Origin of the sequence: Deinococcus sp. AJ005 (assembly GCF_009017495.1) — a bacterium.
Taxonomy (GTDB): Bacteria; Deinococcota; Deinococci; order Deinococcales; family Deinococcaceae; genus Deinococcus.
Genome location: NZ_CP044990.1, coordinates 820,877 through 839,707, shown reverse-complemented (window position 1 = coordinate 839,707; position 18,831 = coordinate 820,877). Strand labels below are relative to the sequence as shown.

The 18,831-nt window shown below is 65.1% G+C and carries 18 protein-coding genes; 9 read left to right on the top strand and 9 right to left on the bottom strand.

The window, feature by feature from the left end; genetic code table 11:
* Positions 1-11: 11 nt before the first annotated feature.
* The 4 genes from DAAJ005_RS05900 (at position 12) to DAAJ005_RS18885 (ending at position 4,757) form a co-directional block, all read left to right on the top strand.
* Positions 12-1,181, top strand: coding sequence for a hypothetical protein (locus tag DAAJ005_RS05900; RefSeq protein ID WP_151846301.1), 1,170 nt, complete (start codon positions 12-14; stop codon positions 1,179-1,181).
* Between the two features lie 71 nt (positions 1,182-1,252).
* The gene (locus DAAJ005_RS05895) at positions 1,253-3,217 is read left to right on the top strand and encodes a serine/threonine-protein kinase (RefSeq protein ID WP_151846300.1); all 1,965 of its coding nucleotides are present in this window, start codon (positions 1,253-1,255) and stop codon (positions 3,215-3,217) included.
* Positions 3,218-3,388: 171 nt separating this feature from the next.
* A complete protein-coding gene (locus DAAJ005_RS05890) occupies positions 3,389-3,628 on the top strand; it encodes a GNAT family N-acetyltransferase (protein WP_226342591.1) in 240 nt (79 codons plus the stop codon).
* 31 nt (positions 3,629-3,659) lie between these two features.
* Positions 3,660-4,757, top strand: a complete 1,098-nt coding sequence (locus tag DAAJ005_RS18885; RefSeq protein WP_192930882.1) for a hypothetical protein — start codon at positions 3,660-3,662, stop codon at positions 4,755-4,757.
* On the opposite strand, the gene DAAJ005_RS05880 is transcribed toward DAAJ005_RS18885, so the two are convergent.
* From DAAJ005_RS05880 to xpt, 4 genes are all read right to left on the bottom strand, one after another.
* Positions 4,747-5,532: a type 1 glutamine amidotransferase domain-containing protein gene (locus DAAJ005_RS05880; protein WP_151846299.1), complete on the bottom strand. Its 786-nt coding sequence runs from the start codon at positions 5,530-5,532 to the stop codon at positions 4,747-4,749. The two genes, DAAJ005_RS18885 and DAAJ005_RS05880, sit on opposite strands and share 11 nt — an antisense overlap.
* A 201-nt stretch (positions 5,533-5,733) precedes the next feature.
* A complete protein-coding gene (locus DAAJ005_RS05875; RefSeq protein ID WP_151846298.1) occupies positions 5,734-7,296 on the bottom strand; it encodes an acyl-CoA carboxylase subunit beta in 1,563 nt (520 codons plus the stop codon).
* A 57-nt stretch (positions 7,297-7,353) separates the two neighbouring features.
* The gene (locus tag DAAJ005_RS05870) at positions 7,354-7,842 is read right to left on the bottom strand and encodes a general stress protein (protein ID WP_151846297.1); all 489 of its coding nucleotides are present in this window, start codon (positions 7,840-7,842) and stop codon (positions 7,354-7,356) included.
* Between the two features lie 72 nt (positions 7,843-7,914).
* Positions 7,915-8,496 carry a xanthine phosphoribosyltransferase gene (gene xpt / locus DAAJ005_RS05865; protein ID WP_151846296.1) on the bottom strand — a complete coding sequence of 194 codons (582 nt, stop codon included), beginning with the start codon at positions 8,494-8,496 and terminating at the stop codon, positions 7,915-7,917.
* Positions 8,497-8,560: 64 nt separating this feature from the next.
* On the opposite strand from xpt, the gene DAAJ005_RS05860 reads away from it, so the two are divergent.
* The gene (locus DAAJ005_RS05860; protein WP_151846295.1) at positions 8,561-9,493 is read left to right on the top strand and encodes a phosphotransferase family protein; all 933 of its coding nucleotides are present in this window, start codon (positions 8,561-8,563) and stop codon (positions 9,491-9,493) included.
* Here DAAJ005_RS05860 and DAAJ005_RS05855 read toward each other — a convergent pair.
* Together DAAJ005_RS05855 and DAAJ005_RS05850 are read right to left on the bottom strand one after the other, a co-directional pair.
* The gene (locus tag DAAJ005_RS05855) at positions 9,484-9,978 is read right to left on the bottom strand and encodes a hypothetical protein (protein WP_151846294.1); all 495 of its coding nucleotides are present in this window, start codon (positions 9,976-9,978) and stop codon (positions 9,484-9,486) included. The genes DAAJ005_RS05860 and DAAJ005_RS05855 overlap by 10 nt on opposite strands.
* Positions 9,979-10,236: 258 nt before the next feature.
* The gene (locus DAAJ005_RS05850) at positions 10,237-11,172 is read right to left on the bottom strand and encodes a quinate 5-dehydrogenase (protein ID WP_192930881.1); all 936 of its coding nucleotides are present in this window, start codon (positions 11,170-11,172) and stop codon (positions 10,237-10,239) included.
* A gap of 79 nt (positions 11,173-11,251) precedes the next feature.
* On the opposite strand from DAAJ005_RS05850, the gene panB reads away from it, so the two are divergent.
* From panB to DAAJ005_RS05830, 4 genes are all read left to right on the top strand, one after another.
* Positions 11,252-12,073: a 3-methyl-2-oxobutanoate hydroxymethyltransferase gene (panB, locus tag DAAJ005_RS05845; RefSeq protein ID WP_151846293.1), complete on the top strand. Its 822-nt coding sequence runs from the start codon at positions 11,252-11,254 to the stop codon at positions 12,071-12,073.
* Positions 12,074-12,124: 51 nt separating this feature from the next.
* Positions 12,125-12,862 carry a trans-aconitate 2-methyltransferase gene (locus tag DAAJ005_RS05840; RefSeq protein ID WP_151846292.1) on the top strand — a complete coding sequence of 246 codons (738 nt, stop codon included), beginning with the start codon at positions 12,125-12,127 and terminating at the stop codon, positions 12,860-12,862.
* Between the two features lie 99 nt (positions 12,863-12,961).
* The gene (locus DAAJ005_RS05835; RefSeq protein ID WP_075834504.1) at positions 12,962-14,047 is read left to right on the top strand and encodes a M20/M25/M40 family metallo-hydrolase; all 1,086 of its coding nucleotides are present in this window, start codon (positions 12,962-12,964) and stop codon (positions 14,045-14,047) included.
* 164 nt (positions 14,048-14,211) lie between these two features.
* The gene (locus tag DAAJ005_RS05830; RefSeq protein ID WP_151846291.1) at positions 14,212-15,603 is read left to right on the top strand and encodes a S41 family peptidase; all 1,392 of its coding nucleotides are present in this window, start codon (positions 14,212-14,214) and stop codon (positions 15,601-15,603) included.
* Positions 15,604-15,698: 95 nt separating this feature from the next.
* Here the strand turns inward: DAAJ005_RS05830 and accC are convergent, their stop codons facing one another.
* From accC to DAAJ005_RS05815, 3 genes are all read right to left on the bottom strand, one after another.
* The gene (gene accC / locus DAAJ005_RS05825) at positions 15,699-17,036 is read right to left on the bottom strand and encodes an acetyl-CoA carboxylase biotin carboxylase subunit (protein ID WP_151846290.1); all 1,338 of its coding nucleotides are present in this window, start codon (positions 17,034-17,036) and stop codon (positions 15,699-15,701) included.
* A 158-nt stretch (positions 17,037-17,194) separates the two neighbouring features.
* A complete protein-coding gene (gene accB, locus DAAJ005_RS05820; protein ID WP_151846289.1) occupies positions 17,195-17,707 on the bottom strand; it encodes an acetyl-CoA carboxylase biotin carboxyl carrier protein in 513 nt (170 codons plus the stop codon).
* A gap of 221 nt (positions 17,708-17,928) precedes the next feature.
* Positions 17,929-18,633 (bottom strand): IclR family transcriptional regulator, encoded by a 705-nt coding sequence (locus tag DAAJ005_RS05815; protein WP_075834497.1) that lies wholly within the window; start codon positions 18,631-18,633, stop codon positions 17,929-17,931.
* Positions 18,634-18,831 lie beyond the last annotated feature (198 nt).

The window sequence follows — 18,831 nt, the reverse complement described above, 5'->3', positions numbered from 1 at the left end:
TCTTTCGTTTTATGGACATCGCAGAGCGTTACATCCGGCTGGCCCACGCCATTGGCGTACATTCCGAGGGTTTCGTGGACGGCTACGGCGGCCCGCAGGAATGGGCAGACCTCACCCGGCGCGAACCCGCCGAGCTTCAGGCCGATGCTGAGGCGATGCTGAATGACGTGCAGGCCGTACCAGATGACGCCCGGCGCGAGTTCTTGCGCGTGCAAGTTTCGGCCATGCAGACCATGACCCGCATTATCGGCGGCGTGGCCATCCCCTACGAGGAGGAAGTGCGCGGGCTGTACGACATAGACCCGGTGCGTGCCGATCCAAATGAGCTGGAGGCCGCTCTGGACGCGCTGGAAATGGCAGTGCCGGGAAGTGGACCACTCTCCGAACGTATTGAAAAGTTGCGGCAGAAGGTCATTGTCCCTAAAGACGATCTATTGCGGCTGGCGGGGCCAATTCTGGCCGAACTCCGGCAGCGCACGCAGGAGCGCTTCGGCCTGCCGGACGGCGAGGATTTCAGCATCTCGCTGGTGTCGGACAAGCCGTGGGGCGGGTACAACTGGCCGCTGGGCAACCTGAAAAGCCGGATTGACATCAACACCGATCTGCCCGTGCCGCTGACCGGGCTGCCCGATCTGCTGGCCCACGAGGGCTATCCCGGCCACCACACCGAACACTCAACGAAGGAGTCTCTGCTGGTGCGCGGAAACGGCTGGCTGGAACACAGCCTCCAACTGATGAACGCCCCCGAATGCGCCGTCTCGGAAGGGATTGCCACCAACGCCCTGGACGCCGTGATGGATGAGGACGAGGCGCATAACTGGCTGTGCGGCGAACTGGCCACACTGGCAGGATTGGACGGCAAAGACGTACAGGTCTTTCTGGACGTGACCGGGGTGCAAAAAGGGCTGAAGAATGTGAGCGGCACGGCGGCGCTGATGCTGCACGGCGAGCAACGGCCTGAGGCCGAGGTACTGGACTTTCTGGGCCGATACGCCCTGGCCACCCCTGAGCGCGCCCGCCAGACGCTGCGGTTTATCGGGCAGCCGCAGTTCCGGGCGTACATCTTTACCTACGCCGTGGGCAGTGATCTGGTGCAGGGCTGGATGAAGAAACACGGCCCCGAGGGCTTTGCCCGTCTGCTGCGCGAGCCGCTGACGCCGGGGCAACTGGCGGCGGACTGATTTTTAGCGTTCAGACCTTTAGACCCTCAGCCCCCTTGACCCTCCCCCCCACACGCTAGACTGCCCCCGATATGCCACTGGAGGTAGGAACACGCCTGGCGGGCCGCTATGACCTGCGCTCCCCGCTGGGCGAGGGCGGCAGCGCGCTGGTGTTCCGGGCGCACGATTCGCTGCTGGACCGCGACGTGGCCGTCAAGATGATGCACGCCCATGTGCCGGAATCAGACAAACAGCGTTTTCTGCGCGAGGTCCGCACCCTGGCCCGCCTGACGCATCCCGGCGTGATCCCCGTGCTGGATCTGGGCCTTGATCCCAGTGACGGAAGGCCTTTTTTCACCATGCCGCTGATGACTGGCGGCCCGATCACCGTACTGGGGCCGCTGGAAGACGCGCCCACCTCGCTGGCCCGTTATCTGACGGCGGCGTCGTTTGCGTCGCGGGCGCTGCATTTCATCCACTCGCGCGGGATCATCCACCGTGATCTGACCCCTGGAAACGTTCTGCTGGACGAGGCGTGGCTACCGCGCATCATGGATTTCGGGCTGGTGGCGCTGTCGGAACACACCCGGCAACTCACCCGCAGCGGGCTGACGCTGGGAACCCCGGCCTACATGGCCCCGGAGCAGGCCAAGGGCATCGGCGTGGGGCCGCTCAGTGATCTGTACGCGCTGGGGGCGGTGCTGTACCGCGTGGCCTGCGGCAGTCCGCCCTTCGTGGGAGACAGCGATCAGAGCGTACTGTTCCAGCATGTCTACGAAAAGATCACCGATCCGCGTGAGCTGAATCCGGCCATTCCCGACGCGGTGGCGCGGGTGCTGCTGGCACTGCTGTCCAAAAAGCCGGATGACCGCCCCGAATCCGGCGAGGCGCTGGCCCACCTGTGGGCACTGGCCCGCCGCGACATCTGGACCGGGCACGCGCGCGGCCAGTACCGGGGCGGACGCACCCGCACGGGGGAGCATCCCGATGGCCCGGCCCGCGTTTCAAACCTGAAAGAAGTCTGGAGCGTGCCGCTGCCCGGCGAGGTCACCTGGCCCGCCGCCGTGGTGGGCGAGGGCGACTTGGTGGCGGTGGGCACGCGCGGGGGCCAACTGGTGCTGACCCACGCCTCCGGGCGGCCCTTCGCCACCTACGCGGCCCGCGACGAGGTGACGGCCCCGGCAGCCTTTCAGGGTGGACATATCTTTTTCGGCGCGTGGGACGGCACCCTGCGCCGGGTGGAACTCCAGGGCGGTGCGGAAGTCTGGCGGCATCAGGCCCGCGCCGAACTGACGGGCGCACCGACGCTGTGGGCCGGGCGGGTGCTGGCCTCCAGCCGCGACGGCCACCTGCACGCGCTGGACGCCCGCACAGGAGAGCTGGCCTGGGCCTACCGCACCGACGGCCCGGTGGCGGCCAGCCCGCTGGTGTGGGCTGGGGCAGCCCTAGTCTGCGACGAGAACGGCTGGCTGCACGCGCTGGACGCCCTGAGCGGCAGCCCGCTGTGGAAGGTGGAGGTGGGCACGGTCCACGGCACGCCCGCGCTGCTGCCGGGTACCTCCGGCGAGGCGACGCTGGTGGTGGCCACCTGGGAGGGCGAGGTCCACGCGCTGGCCCTCAGCGCCGCGTCGGGGCGGGTGGCACTGGCCGAGGACGAGGCGATCCTGTGGACCTACGATCTGGAGGACGAGGTCTGGGCCTCCCCTGCCGTGACCCACAGCGGAACCGGCGACTCTGGACTGGCGATCCTGGCGGGCTGGGACGGCACCGTGCGTGCCCTGCGCCTGCACGACGGTGAGGACGTGTGGGCGCACCGCATGTCGGGCCGCGTGACTGCCAGTCCAGTGATCAGCGCGGGGCTGGTCTTCCTGGCCTCCGAGAGTGGGCAGTTGTGCGCGCTGGACGTGCGCGACGGCACCGTGCGCTGGACCCAGCAGGAGACGACGGGCGTGCAGGCCACCCCACTGGCGGCTGGCGGCACGCTGTACGTGGCCTTCATGGACGGCACCCTGCGCGCCTACCGCCAGCACAACCCGGAGTCGCCAGGAAGCGCGTGATTCGCCCTGTTCAGCCCACCGATGCTGCCGTCATCGCCCACCATCAGAAGCAGCCGAGCAGCCCATCTACGCCGAATGGTTAGAGGAAACGATGCGGCGCGGACTTCATCTGGGATTCCTCGCACTGAACGGCCAGGAGGTTATCTCAGGCGCAGGCCTGGTTCTGCTGGAATGGGGGGACCCACACGCGGCGATCCCCAGCCCTGGCGGGGCCGCATTGTGAACGTCTGGACCCATCCCGATTATCGGCGGCAGGGGCTGGCGCGTGGGCTGGTGGAGCTTTGTCTGGACGCTGCCCGTGAACGTGGAATCACCCGCCTGAGCCTGGGCACCAGCGCTGAAGCCCGTCACCTGTACGAAACTCTGGGTTTTACGGCCAGCACGACAGAAATGACGATCACCCTTCGCTGAGCTACCCAGCCCAGACCCGCTAAAGTGGCCCATGTCCATCCTCTACGTCCACGGCGTCGCCATCCGCGAGGGCGATCAGCCGCAGTGGGAGACCCTCAAGCGCGTGACGCACGGGGCGCTGTGGGACGAGGTTCGGGCAGCCTTGCAAACCCACGTTGCGCCCAGCGTCCAACCCGCCGATCCGCAGGGCGTGGACATCAGTTGGGTGTACTGGGGCGATTTGGGGACCAACCCCATACCCGGAAACCACGCGCAGGCCGAATGGTCCCCGCCCGAGCATCCGCTGACACTGAACGCCGCCGCGCTAGCCGACGCTCTGGAACGTGGCCTGCGCCCAGAAGTCCCTGCAGACCGCTGGCCCGAACTGATTGACGCGTGCTGGGCAGCGGCGAAGGATACGGGCGTGCGGGCGGTGATCGGCAACGTCCCAGCCGCCGTTCAGTGGGCGGTAGCGCTGTCTGCCGTTCGCGCTCGCCTGGGTCTGGACGGCGCACACCTGCCGCAGCGTCTGCGACTGAGCCGCCACCAGAACGTGCGCCGCGCCATGCAGGACCTGCGCCGCCCGCTAGAGGGCTTTATTCCCTACTTTGTCGGGGACGCGCTGGAATACTTCACCCTGCGCGGCACGCCCCGGCAGCCCGGCCCCATTGCCGCCCGCGTACTGGACGCCTTAAAGACGTCCTGGCACCTCAGCCGGGAGCGGAACGAACCCCTGGTGATCGTGACGCACAGCATGGGCGGCCAACTGATCTACGATGCCCTGACCAGTTTTGTTCCCGCCGATCCTGAATTAACAGACCTGCGGGTGGCGCTTTGGTGCGCGGCAGCCAGTCAGGTGGGGCCATGCAAGGCGATGGGCCTGTTTCTGGATGATCAGAGCGGCGAGGGGACCGCACTGGCCGCCTCGCCGCATCTGGGCTACTTCTGGAATGTCTGGAGCGAGAACGATCTGCTCAGTTTCCCCGCTGAGGGCAGCGTGCCAGGGGCGCACGACACCGACTTCCCGCTGGGCAGACGCTCCCCGCACATGGCCTACCTCCAGCGCCCGGAGTTTTACCGCACGCTGGCAGCCAGGGTCCGCGTGCAGGTGGCGCGGGAGGCGGCTAAAGGGGAAAGCCTCAGCCCTTAGCTGGCGTTTCCTGCAATGCCTTCAAGAACACGCCCACAAATTCCTTGTCGCTCATGGGGTTCTGCCCCGTGATCAGTTCGCGGTCACGGACCACGTTGCTGGTCCATTTGTCGCCGTTCTGCACGGTCATGCCTGCGGCAGCCAGGGCGTCGGCGGGGTAGTAGAGCATGGGGGCTTCAAAGCCGCCCTCGGCGTCCTTTTCTTCCGGTGTGCTGAAGACGGTGACCTTGTAGCCGCTGTACGTGAAGTCCTCGGCTGTGGGCGTTTCCCCGGCTTCCAGCGCCCGCTGGTACGCTCCTGCGGCAGGCTGCGCGGCCAACAATGCGACAGGTGCATGGCAGATCAGCGCAGTGGGCAGCGAGCGCTCGTGGAAGTGCTTCAGCGCGTGGCCCAGATCGTGGTTGTGCATCAGTTCAATCATGGGGGCGTGGCCGCCGGGCAGGAACAGGGCGTCAAAGGCGTCCAGATTGGTCACGGCGTCGGCCAGCGGCACGATCTCACCGGACAGGGTTTCGTCCACGAACGCCTTGATCTGCTTGTACTCTGCCTCGTCCTTGAAGTAGTCCTTACTGTCGCTGCCCGCGTCCAGCGGGGGACGGTTGCCGCGCGGCGTGGCAATGGTCAGGTGATGGCCCGCCTCCACCAGTCGGTGCGCGGGAACGCCAAATTCATTGAGGTAAAAGCCGGTGGCGTGCGTCTTGCCATTCTGCAAAGGCAATTCGGAGTCGCTGGACATGATGACGAGGATTTTCTTGCTGGCGTCGGATGAGGTCATGCCGATTAACCTAGACCCAGTCCAGATCACGCTCTGTCAGGCGGATCACGCTGAAATTAGAAAAGAACGTGCCAGTGGAAAGAAAGAGGGATCTTGGCCGTTCGTTTATGACGGGGTATCTGGCAGAGTTGTGGCAAATCAGAGAACAGGACGCAGCCCCGAGTTCCAGAGCCGCATCCTGATTTTGAGTGCCTCCGTTTACTACAACGGCATATTTCCGTGCTTCCGGTACGGCCTGACCTCGGCCTTGTCGCGCAGCATGGCAAAGGTCAGAATCAGGCGCTGGCGGGTGTCTTCCATCGGAATTACGTCGTCTATGTAGCCCTTGCTGGCAGCCACATACGGGTTGTCAAACGCGTCCTTGTAGTCGGCGATTTTCTCGGCGCGGGTGGCTTCCGGGTTCTCGCTGGCGTTGATCTCGCGGCGGTAGACGATGTTGGCGGCCCCCTCCGCGCCCATCACGGCGACGGCGGCGGTGGGCCACGCATACACCACGTCCGCGCCCATGTCGCGGCTGTTCATGGCGAGGTACGCGCCGCCGTAACTTTTGCGCGTGATCAGGGTGATCTTGGGGACGGTGGCCTCGGCGTAGGCGTACAGCATCTTCGCGCCGTGGCGGATGATTCCGGCGTGTTCCTGCGCCACGCCCGGCAAAAATCCGGTCACGTCCACCAGGGTCAGAATGGGGACGTTGTAGCAGTCGCAGGTGCGGATAAAACGGGCGGCCTTGTCGCTGGCATCAATGTTCAGCGTCCCGGCCATCACGCGCGGATTGTTGGCGACGATGCCCACGCTCTGCCCGCCCAGCCGCGCGAAGCCCACCAGAATATTCTTGGCCCAGTTCGGCTGGATTTCCAGGAACGTGCCGTCGTCCACCAGTTCGTGAATGACCGCGTGCATGGCGTAGGGCTTGCGCTGATCGGGCAGCACGATGTCCAGCAGTTTGTCGTTGCGGCGGGTCACCGGATCGCCCGTCTGGCGCACTGGGGGCTGCTCGTGGGCGTTCTGGGGCAGGTAGCCCAGCAGGTCACGGATTCCCGCCAACACCGCCTCGTCGCCGTCGTATTCCAGGTGGGCCACGCCGCTCTTGCGGGTATGCACGTCCGCGCCGCCGAGCTGGTCAAGGGTCACATCCTCGCGCGTCACGCTCTTGATCACTTCCGGCCCGGTGATGAACATGTAACTGCTGCCGCCACTCATCAGGATGAAGTCGGTCAGCGCCGGGGAATACACCGCGCCACCCGCACAGGGGCCGAGGATGGCGCTGATCTGCGGCACCGCGCCCGAGTAAATCGCGTTGCGGTAGAAGATCTCGCCGTAACCGCTCAGCGAATCCACCCCTTCCTGAATCCGCGCCCCAGCCGAATCGTTCAGGCCAATTACCGGACAGCCGGTTTTGGCCGCCAGATCCATGATCTTGGTGACCTTGGCAGCGTTCATCTTGCCCAGGCTGCCGCCCAGTACGGTGAAATCCTGACTGAAGACGAAGACCTGCCGCCCATCAATGGTGCCGCTGCCAGTGACCACGCCGTCGCCCGGAGCTTCCACCCCCTGCATCAGGCGTCCACCCCGGTGTTCCACAAAGGTTCCCATTTCCAGAAAGCTGCCGGGGTCCAGCAGGGCATCTATGCGCTCACGGGCGGTCAGTTTGCCGCCGTCACGCTGCTTTTGCTGACGCGCTTTGCCGCCGCCCGCTTCCACCTTGCCGCGCCGCTGCTCCATCTCGGCGATCAGTTCCTGCAACTCCATACCGGGTTGTGTCATGGGGTGCATCCTATCCAAACGGGCGTTAGGCCGGGTGGATTCAAGTCTTCAGCCCACTCAGCGCGGCGGCAGATTCGCCAGCAGCGCTTTGGCTTTCTCGGCCACCTCGGCGTCGGCCACGATCACGTAGTGGTCGGCGCGCATCCCACCAATGGATGTGAAATCACGCCGCCCACCACTGAGGGCATATCCCACCACACCCCAGACCAGCCCAAAAATTGCGCCCAGCACCATGCCGTAGGCCACCGAGAACAGCAGATTGCCGCCGCCCAGCCCCAGAAGGTTAAAGATCAGGCCCACGAACAACCCGATAAACAGCCCCTGCCCAAAGCCCAGGCCCGCCGCGCGGCCCCAGTCCAGGCGGCCCGTGACCTGCTCGATGGTCTTGAGGCCCTCACCGATAATGGCGGTGCGCTCCACCGGGAATTTCTCGTCGCTCAGGTAATCCACGGCGCGCTGGGCCTCTGGATAGGTGCTGTAGGTTGCCACGTTGATGCGGGCACTCTGGTCTGGAATCAGGGCGGAGCGGGGATCAGGCTGGGTCATGGCGCCAGCTTAGGCAACCGCCTGACCGGGCGACTGAGCGCAGGGTTCAGGCGGCCTCATGCTTGCGCCGGTTCAGCGGCCCACCTCCACCTCGATCCCGTCCTGTTCGCTCATGCGGACGATGTTGGCGAGGGTATGGATCGGCACGCCCAGATCGGCCAGAAATTCGCGCCCAGATTCAAATTGCTTTTCCACCACGCAGCCCAGGCCCAGCAGGGTTGCGCCGCTGAGTTCGATCATCCCGGTCAGGGCGCGCAGGGTGCCGCCGGAGGCCAGAAAATCGTCGATGATGACCACGCGGTCCTGCGGCCCCAGGAATTCGCTGCTGATGAACAGGTCCACGTTTCCGCCCTTGGTGCGGCTGACCGACGACGCGGTAAAAGCAGGTTCCTTCATGGTCAGCGGCTTTTTCTTGCGGGCATAGACCATCGGCACGTTCAGTTCCATCGCGGCAGAGATTGCGGGGGCGATGCCGCTGACCTCGATGGTCAGGACCTTGTTGGGTTTCAGGGGCGCGAACAGTTCTGCGAAACGCACGCCCATCTCACGCGTCAGGCCCGGCAGGAGTTGATGGTTGACCAGACCGTCCACCTTGAGAAAACCGCCGGGCAGAATCACACCCTGTTCACGAATCGCGTCCACCAGTGATTGCATGCGGGAAAGTGTATCCGCCGGGTGGCCGCTGCGGCGCGGAGGGATTTAGACCAGACTGCGGGGGATGCCCGCCCTGCCTGACCTGACCCCTGCCGAACTCGCCGCCTTGTCGCAGAAGTATGGAGTGGAAGGTTGGCTGGAACGGCTGCCCAGCGTCGGTATCGTCAACCGGGTCTACCGCGCGGCCCTGAACGGCCAGCCCATAGTTCTCCGCATTCCCATGCCGGGCGATGCCAAAGACGCCCTGACCGAGAGCGTGGCCGCACCCGCCGCCTTTCACGCCGGGGTGAGGACGCCGGAACTGCTGATCTTCGACGATGACCGGGATGTGGTGGACGCGCCCGTCACCGTCTACGCCTTCGCACCGGGCCGCAGTCTGGAAAGTTACGGCTGGGCCGAGGGCGATCCGCGTCTGCTGCACGCCTACCGGGAGGCGGGGCGTGAGCTGGCCCAGCTTCACCGGAACGTGACCGCCGCACCCGATCCGCAAGGCAGGCTCAATCCTATCGCCCCGCCCAACCTGCCCCGCACCCTGGCCCGCGTGACCGACAGCAAAACGTTGGGGCTGACCGAGGCCAACTGGGCTACGGAAACGGTCTCCCGGCTGCTGGCTGCGGCCCCACCTCCCACCCCGGTCTTCCTGCACAACGATCTGCATGCGGGAAACCTGATGGTCACGGACACGGGCGCGGTTACGGCGCTGATCGACTGGGGAGACGCGGGCTGGGGTGACCCGGTGCTGGACCTGACCTACGCCGGGCCGCTGGCCGCCCCCGAACTGCTGAGCGGCTACCGCGAGGAAGCCGTGCTGGACGGTGGCGCGACGCTGCGTCTGCTCGCGTATCTGCTTGAGGACGCCACCCGCCGCCTCGCCTACGTTCCTGAGAGCCACGAGACAGACCTGTGGTACACCCGCCCCGGCACCGCGCTGATGCAGCTTTTACGCGCGTCGGTAAAGTTTCCAGAGTGGCAGGACTGGCTAGGCCATCAGGGCTGAGGGCCGCCAAACACGTACAACACCTGCATATCCCCATTGGCCTGCCGTGTGGTGTGCACTTCGATGCTCTGCGCGTCGCGGCTGAGGGTGGCGCGGGCGCTGCTGGCGTCGGGAAAGGTGCGTTCCCCGATGTCGAAGCCCTGGAGCTGAAGTTGGTTGGTGGCAAAGGCCAGGGCGCTGCGGGCGTCCAGTCCTTTTGGCAGCCGATAGGTCAGCAGAGCAGTTCTTTTTACCGCGTCGTAGCGCGTGCCCAGCACACTGGCCCCTGCTGGAACACTGACGCGCAGGCCCTGGCCTTCCTCCTGCAATCCAGCATTGGTCAATCCACCCGCGTAGATGCCCCAGCCCAGCCCGGAGGTAGTGCCACTCAACAGAGGCTTAGGCAGCGAGACAGGCGTCGTCTGCGCCAGGACCGGACTGGCAGACAGCGCCAGAACGGCGGCCAGCACGCCAGCTCTCCAGTTCAACCGCTCACCGTTGGTCATAGGAGCCATCCTAGCCGCAAAGCCCAGGCATCCCAAACCGAATCCACTCATCTGGCCCACCCCACTGCAAAAGGCAGCCGAAAGCCGTCGGGCGCGAAGCGGATGGCCCTCACGCAGCGTAACGGAGTCAGGCATCCGACCAGAAACGCCGCCAACAACTCCCGCCCATAACGCCCATAAACTCGTGCCCAGCACAACACCTGCTCCACTTGCCCCCCTGGGGTAGGAAGCTGGGGCTACCCCAGTAAACCCACCGCTCTAAAGCTCGTTCACTTCCGGCTTGAACCCCACTTCCCGGATGTACTTCAGATACTCGTCCTCACTCAGCGCCTCTTTCTTCCCACTCAGGGCCACGAAGAACGCTTCCAGCACGTTGGTAGCAAAGTTGCGGCTGCCCATGCGCGGCGTCGTGGTGATCAGCCGCGCCACCCCGCGCTCCTTCATCCAGTCCCGGTCTGCCTCGGTAATGGTCTGCGTCAGGATGGTCTTGCCCTCCAGATGTTTCGGGGCGTAACGCTTGGCATAGTGGGTGTCCCCGGCGATCACGTCGGCCCAGGCGTAATACTTGGTGCCCTTGCCCTCCACGCTGCTTTCTTGCTTCGCGCCCGTGGGGTAAAACCAGTCCTGCGGCAACTTGGTGATCACCGGCAGCACCAGCTTCGCCACGTTCCGCAAAGCCGCCAGCGAGCGCAACGGGCGGTCAATGCCCAGCCCGAACACCACGTCCCCGAACACGATGTCCGCGCCGTGCTGCGCCAGCGCCTCCGCCATGCCGAAACGGTCCACAGCAGAGACCATCAACACCTTCTGGGTGCGCCAGTTCAGTAGCGGGTCAAGCTGGGCAATCGCGTCGCGCTCCAGGGTGTTCTTGAGGCCGCTGCCGTCCAACACGGGGGTTTGTTTAGCGTTCGCTATCAGCTTTTTAACGTTGTTGAACAGGTAGCGCTTGCCGTCCGCGATGACATACAAATCCGCGCCGCCCAGCCCGAAGGCATCTATCTTGCCGTCCAGCGCTCCAAACAGCTCGGCGGCTTTTTTCGCGTCGGCGTCGGTGCCGATGCGTTCCAGAATGAACGGCTGACCCAGCAGGTGAACTTCCTCGCGGGCGTTACGCTTGCTGCTGCCCAGGCTGACGCTGACGACGTGTTTGTAGCCTGCGGGGGCCGGGGTCCAGCCGCTCAGAATGTCACTCATGAAGGGCATTGTAGGCGCGTGCAGGGCACGAAGGGCCAGAAAGCGGCAGGCCACACGTCTCCCCTGCTACCCTGCCCTCATGAAGCGCAGCCTGCCCGAACTTCAGACCTCGCCGCAACCGCTGGTGATGGTCACCGCCTACGACTACCCCGGCGGGAAACATGCCGAGGCCGCCGGGGTGGACCTGATCCTGGTGGGCGACAGTCTGGGCAACGTGGTACTGGGCTACGACTCCACCGCCCCGGTCACGCTGGCCGACATGATCCACCACGCCCGCGCCGTGCGGCGGGGTGCGCCGGATACGTTCATGGTGGTGGATTTGCCCTTCGGCACGTACCACACCGGGGTGCAGGACGCCATGCGAAACGCCGTGCGCGTCATTCAGGAAACCGGGGCGGACGCGATCAAGATGGAGGGAGCCTCGCCCGAAATTCTGGCTGTGGTGCAGACCCTGACCCGCAACGGCATCCCCGTGATGGGCCATGTGGGCCTGATGCCCCAGACCGCCACCGCGCAGGGCGGCCTGAAGGTGCAGGGCAAGGACGACGCCAGCGCCCGCGCCACCCTGGAAGGCGCGCAGGAACTGGAGGCGGCAGGGGCCTTTGCCCTGGTGCTGGAAGTGATTCCTGCCCGCCTCGCCAAACTGATCAGCGAGAAACTGACCATTCCCACCATCGGCATCGGCGCGGGCGTGGGGTGCGACGGGCAGGTGCTGGTCACCCACGACTTGCTGGGCGTCTACGAGGGCGAGGAGAAGAAGATTGCCAAACGCTACGCCGAGGTGGGCCAGATTTCCCGAGAAGCGATTGAGAAATACGCCGCCGAGGTCCGCGCCCGCGAATTCCCGGCGAAGGACAACAGCTTCGTGATGAAGGACGAGGTGCTGGACAAGCTGTACTGAGGGTTGAGGGCTGGACAGCCTGACTTCCCAAAACCCACTACCCTCTTCCCCATGAACTACGACGACTTCGCCGACCTGTATGACCACCAGTACGAGCTGTACCGCGACGACCTGCACTTTTACGCGGGCGTGGCCGAGCGGGCGGCGGGGCCGGTGCTGGAGGTGGGGGCCGGAACCGGGCGTGTGACCGCGTATCTGGCGCGGCGCGGCGTGGACGTGACCGGACTGGAACCCAGCGCGCGCATGATCGAGCGGGCGCAGGAGCGGGCGGCGGGTGGGCAGCCGCTGAAGCTGGTGCAGGGGAACATGCAGACCTTCCAGTTGGAGCAGAAATTCAGCCTGATCATCGCCCCTTTCAACGCGCTGATGCACCTGTACACCCCGAACGAGCAGCTCGGGGCACTGCAAAACCTGCACGCGCATCTGGAGCCGGGGGGCCAGTTCGCCTTTGATCTGTATCTACCGCGCTTCGGCAAGCCCAACACCGTGCGGCACGAGGGCGAAACGCTACACGCGCCGGACGGTGGCCGCACCGACATTTTTCTGGTGCAGCGCCACGACAAGTTGCGGCAGCACATCACCACCGAATATTCCGTGGACACCACGCATGACGGCGGGCGGCTGACCCGGCGGCATTACACGCTGACCCAGCGCTATTACACGCGCTACGAGGTGGAGTGGCTGCTGCGCTTCGCGGGCTTCGAGTCGCCGCGCGTGACGGGCAGTTTTCAGGGTGGCCCATTAGAAAAGGGCAGCGAGGTCATGGTCTTCCAGACGCGGGCGCTGTAGCGGCGGCAGAATGTCCACGGCAGAATTTATTAGCCTTGCCTAAACCCCTGTCGGCTGCCGTGCTATTGCCCGTACAGTCAGCCGCTAGAATTGCGCCTGATGCCTCTTGCTTACCTGGCGCGGATCGCGCAGACGCCTGCACCTACATTCGCGGAAGGACGACGGGCCGAGTTGATCGCGGAATTGTGGCGGGAACTGGGCTATCCCTGCGACATCGACGCGGTGGGCAACGTGCTGACCCGCATCGTGCCCCCCGGCACCGAGGGCCGCCCGGCGCTGCTGCTGGCCTCGCATCTGGACACCGTGTTCGAGGCCGGGACCGACGTGACCGTGCGCGAGGACGGCGGACGATTGATCGGGCCGGGAGTGGGCGACAACAGCGCCAGTCTGGCCGTGCTGACGGCGCTGCTGCGTGACCTGCGCGGACAGGTGGGCCTGCTGCGCCGTCCGCTGTGGCTGGCGGCCAACGTGGGAGAGGAAGGACTGGGGGACCTGCGCGGCAGCAAATACCTGATCTCTCAGCACCGCGAGCAGTTGGGGGCGTTTATCGCGGTGGACGGGTATCTGGGGATTGCGGTCACGCGTGGGGTAGGCGTGCGGCGCTACCGGGCCACCTTCCTGGGGCCGGGTGGGCATTCCTGGGGCGATCAGTCTCCCAGTGCCCTGCACGCACTCGGGCGGGCCATCAGTGCGCTGTATGCCCTGCCGTTGCCGCCCGCACCGCGCACCACCCTGAATGTGGGGGTGGCCTCGGGCGGCACCAGCGTCAATTCCATTGCGGCCAGCGCCGAGTTGCTCCTTGATCTGCGCTCGCTGGACCACGATGTCCTGGGCAAACTGGATCGCCGCGCGGTTTCGGCCCTGCATGCGGCGGCGCGCGAGGCAGGCGTGACCGTACGGATCGAGCAGGTGGGAGACCGTCCCGGCGGCGACCTGCACAGCGCGGCCCTGATGCCCCTGATCCGTGAGGCCGCCCGTGAAAACCGCACGGACCTGCGGACGGCGGCCAGCAGCACCGACGCCAACGCCGCCGCGCCGCACGGTCTGCCTGCTGTCGCCATTGGGGTGTACCGGGGCGGCAACGCCCACCGCCTGGACGAATGGGTGCAGACCAGCAGCTTGGAGCCGGGCCTGAAATTCCTGCGCCGCGTGGTAGAGCTGTACCAGCAGCAGCCCGTGGCGTAAATCGTCTGAGGGTGAGAGGCTGGCTCTGGTCATCCCCCCCAGCTCCCCCTAGCGCCACTGTAGCCATTCCCGCTTTTTAACGTGCCAGTGCGGGCTTTCGTGACTTTTACAGCAATTCTAGCCCACCATTTTCCCATCTGTTCGGAGCAGAATGGGGGTCAGTTATGAAACCAACCGCGCGCTCCTCCGCTCCGCGCCGTGTCACTCCCGGCAGCCTCCGATCTGGCCGCCCTCTTCTGGCACATGCGGGACGTGTGCTGATGCTGGGCAGCGCCCTGCTGCTGAGCGGCACCGGGGCGCAGACCGTGCCCTCTCCGGCGCAGACCGTCTTTAACCAGGTCAACTCTCTGCTGGAAGACAATTACGGCGGACTGTCCACGGTGGACCGCGTGGCGCTGGCCGCCGAGTACCAGAAACGGCTGGACGCCGTGTGCAGTTCCTCGCCCGCCAACTGCGCCGAGGCCAAGGCGTACCCGGTGATTCAGGCCGAGGTCACGGCGCTGGGCGACGAACACACCTTCTTTCAGACGCCCGAGGATTTCAAGGAGTTCTCGGCCAGCCAGAGCGGCGGCAACCGCCTGCAATTTGGCGTCAAACTGGCCCAGTTGGACGGCGAGAGCCGCGTGGTCACCGAAGTCGTGCCAGGTAGCGCCGCCGAGGAAGGCGGCTTACAACGCGGCGACCTGCTGCTGAGCATCGACAACGCGCCCTATACCTTCGCGGGCCTCAAGGCGGCCAAGGAAAAAGGCGTGCCCACCGCGCTGGGCCTGACCCGCCGGGGCGTGGGCCTGACCCTGACCCTGACCTCCCGCGAGAGCAGCACGCGCGATCTGCCGCGCATCGATTACGTGCCTGCCAGCACACCAGCAGGCGCGGCCAGCACCACCACCACTGGCACGTCGGGCGAGGTGGCCGTGCTGCGGATTCCCACCTTCCTATCGGGCGGCGGCGTGGCGCAAAAGATCCATGATCTGGTGGGGCAGGCAAAGCGGCGCGGGGCCTCGGGCATGCTCGTGGACCTGCGCGGCAACGGCGGCGGCAGCCTGTACGAGTGCGACAGCGGCGTCAGTGCCTTCGTGCCCAGCGTAACCCGTGTGGCCCGCAGCGTGGATGGCAACCGACGCACCCTGGTCAGCCGGGGAACCATTCTGGACGACGGACGCATTGCCTCCAGCGTTCAGAATCCGCAACTATGGACCGGGCCGCTGGCCGTGCTGGTGGACGGCGGCAGCGCCTCATGCAGTGAATTCTTCGCCTATGAAATCCAGTACGCCGGGCGCGGCCCGGTCATTGGCGACCCCACCGCCGGGGTGGGCAACACCGCTACACGCATCTTTGAAGCCGGCGACGGCGCGCTGCAACTGACCATCCTGAACTACGCCAAGCCCGACGGCACGCCGTACCCCACCCGCATCACCCCCGATCAGAACTTTGCTCAGGGCGAGCAGCAGATCCGTGATCTGACACAGGGCAAGGACGATCTGCTCGAAGTCGGCGTGAAAGCCGTGGCCGAAGCCCCGGTGCTGACCGTGGACCCGATGCGCGATCAGCCGTAATCGGACGCTAACGATTTCAAACTGGGTTCAGCAATTGAAAAGCACCCGCGCCAATGCGGGTGCTTTTCACCGTTTTGATCAGGCGATGCCGACCCTCACATGTCCATCCGCGTCTTCAAAAAGTTGGTCATGACCGCGCCGCGTTTGTAGAACGGGTTGTCCATGATCTTGATGTACAGCGGAATGGTGGTCTTCGGCCCCTGGATCACGGTTTCTTCCAGGGCGCGTTTCATGCGGGCAATTGCCTCGGCGCGGTTGTCGTGATGCACGATCAGCTTGCCGATCAGGCTGTCGTAGTGCGGCGGAATCACGTAGCCGGTGTAAACGTGGCTGTCCACACGCACGCCGGGGCCACCCGCGAAATGCACGTCGTCGATCTTGCCCGCTGCCGGACGGAAATCCTTGTCGGGGTCCTCGGCGTTCAGGCGGCACTCGATGGCGTGACCGCGCAGCACCACGTCCTCCTGCTTCATGTTCAGGCCATGCCCGCTGGCGATTTCCAGTTGCATCCGCACTAGATCTAGGCCGCTGATCATCTCGGAGACGCAGTGTTCCACCTGAATCCGGGTGTTCATCTCCATGAAGTAGTAGTTGCCGTCGCGGTCCACGATGAATTCCAGCGTGCCCGCCCCGGCGTAGTTGACGTGCTGCGCCAGACGCACGCCTGCCGCCAGAATTTCCTGCCGCAAGCTGTCGGGCAGGGTGCTGGGCGCTTCCTCAATCAGTTTCTGGTTGCGCCTCTGGATGGAACAGTCGCGCTCACCGATGTGGATGACGTGGCCGGTGCCGTCGCCCATGACCTGCACTTCCACATGCCGGAATTCTTCCAGAAACTTTTCCATGATCAGGTCGGGATCGCTGAAGTACAGACGCGCCTCTTCCTGCGCCTGCGCGAAGCCCTTCTTCAGCTCGTCCTGCGTGCGGATGACCTTCTGGCCGCGCCCGCCGCCGCCCGCGCTGGCCTTGAGCAAAACAGGGTAGCCGATCTGCTTGGCGGCCAGTACAGCCGCGTCCAGATCAGGCAGAATGCCGGTTCCAGGCACGACGGGGACGTTGGAGTTGGCGGCAATCTCGCGTCCGCCCGCCTTGCTGCCCAGCGCTCGCATACTCTCGGGCGTGGGGCCGATGAACACCAGCCCATGTTCGCGGCACATCTCGGCAAAATCGGGGTTCTCGGCCATGAAACCGTAGCCGGGGTGAATGCCCTCCGCGCCGGTCATGATGGCCGCCTGGAGAATGTTGGGGATATTCAGATAAGAGGCGTTGCTGGCAGGCGGCCCGACGCACACCGACTCGTCGGCCAGCAGCACGGGCAGGCTCTTCTCGTCGGCGGTGGAGTAGACCACCACGGTCTTGACGCCCAGTTCGCGGGCCGTGCGGATGATCCGCAGGGCGATCTCGCCCCGGTTGGCGATTAAAATTTTCTTGAACACGTCTCAACCCGCCTTTATTACTGGTTCTGACATCACTGGCTCACATCACTGACTCAAAATTCCGGGGAGCGAGGCAAAACGCAGCTCTGGCACGCCATGCCCGTTTCCCCCCTCCCAGCCTCCCCCACAAGGAGGGAGGAGCAAAAAACCAGAACCTCCTACTCGATCAGGAACAGGGTCTGGCCGTATTCCACCGGCTCGGCGTTCTTGACCAGAATCTCGCGCACCACGCCGCCCGCCTCGGCCTCGATCTCGTTCATCAGCTTCATGGCCTCGATGATGCACAGGATCTGCCCGGCAGTCACGGTGTCGCCCACCTTGACGTAGGGCGCGGCGTCCGGGCTGCTGCTGGCGTAGAAGGTGCCGACGATGGGCGCTTTGACTGGTGCGCCGCTGGCGGCAGCCAAGGCTGCTGGCGCGCTGGCAGCGGGCGCAGCCGGAGTGGCCTCTGACGCTGGGGCAGAAGTGGAGGCCGGGGCAGTCGGCGCACTGTCAAAAGCGGTTTCAAAAGTGGGCTGGGCCTGGGGAGCGCTGGGTGCGAAGGTGCCTCCACCTCCAGCCTGCGGGCCGCGCTTGAGGTCCAGCGAAAAGCTGCCGGTCTGAAGGCTGAATTCGCGGACATCGGCGGCTTTGAGGGCATCGAGCATCTGTTTCAGGTCGTCTGGGTTCATGGCCCCTCCTTATGATCGTGACAATCGGGTCTGCTGCGGCGGGTCTGCTGAAATGGATTGCGCCTGTTCATCGTGACGGGTCAGAAGTGAGGGGTGTTGCCCCTTCCCTAACGCCCGTTTGGCTGCCTGCCGAGTTTAGCGGCTTCCCTGCGGTTGTGGGCACAATTTGCGACCCGGTTCAGTCTTCAACCCGGTTCAGTCTCCCACTTACCCCCTCCCATTCAACCCAGGCCCTCGGCCTCGCGCACGATGTCCAGCACCCGCTCGCGCACGGTCCTTTCCTCGCGCAGGTAGCGTTCGGCGCTCATCTGCACGCCGATGGCCGCCACCAGCGCGCCTGCGTAGTGGTACGGCACGCCCAGGGTGCATTGCCCCGGAATCCATTCCTCGATGCTATAGGCATAGCCCAGACGCTGAACACGCGCCACCTCGGTATGCCACTCATCCAGCGTGGTGATGCTGCTCTGGGTGCAGGTGGCAAATGTTTTGGGTGTGATATCGGCATGGGCGTACAGGATCTTGCCGCTGGCCGTAGAGGTGGCGGGCAGGTAGATGTCCAGCGGCAGATCGATATCGGCGTCCGGGTGGCGTTCGCGGATGGCGGCCACCACTTCCTCACCTTCCAGAATGCACAGAAAGGCCACGCAGCGCACCTCCAGCGCCAGCCGGGTGATCAATGAGCGGGCATCGGGAAACCACGGCAAGGAGGCCGTAAGTTGCGCGCCCATCTCGGCCAGATGCCACGACAGGCGGTACTTGCCAGCAGGGGTGCGGCGCAGGAAGCCCGCCCCGGTCAGGCCCGCCAGATACGCGTGCGCCGTGGCGCGTGGAATGCCCAGATGCGCGGCCAGAGCGCGCACACCCCACTCGGGCTGCTCGGCGCTGAAGGCCGACAGGATGTTCGCCGCTTTTTGGAGGGACAGCACTCGTCCAGCTTACGCGGACGAATGGGGGAATGTAAATGTGCCTGTGGCTTCATTGCAGGTTGAGGAAGAGAGAGTTTGCTGACCCAGGTGTGGGGTGGCTGCTTGCGGTTTGACCCCTCCGTCCCTTCGGGCCACCTCCCCTCAGAAGGGAGGCAGGATATTTCTCGACCAACACGATCTTCTGCGCTCCTTGGCTCC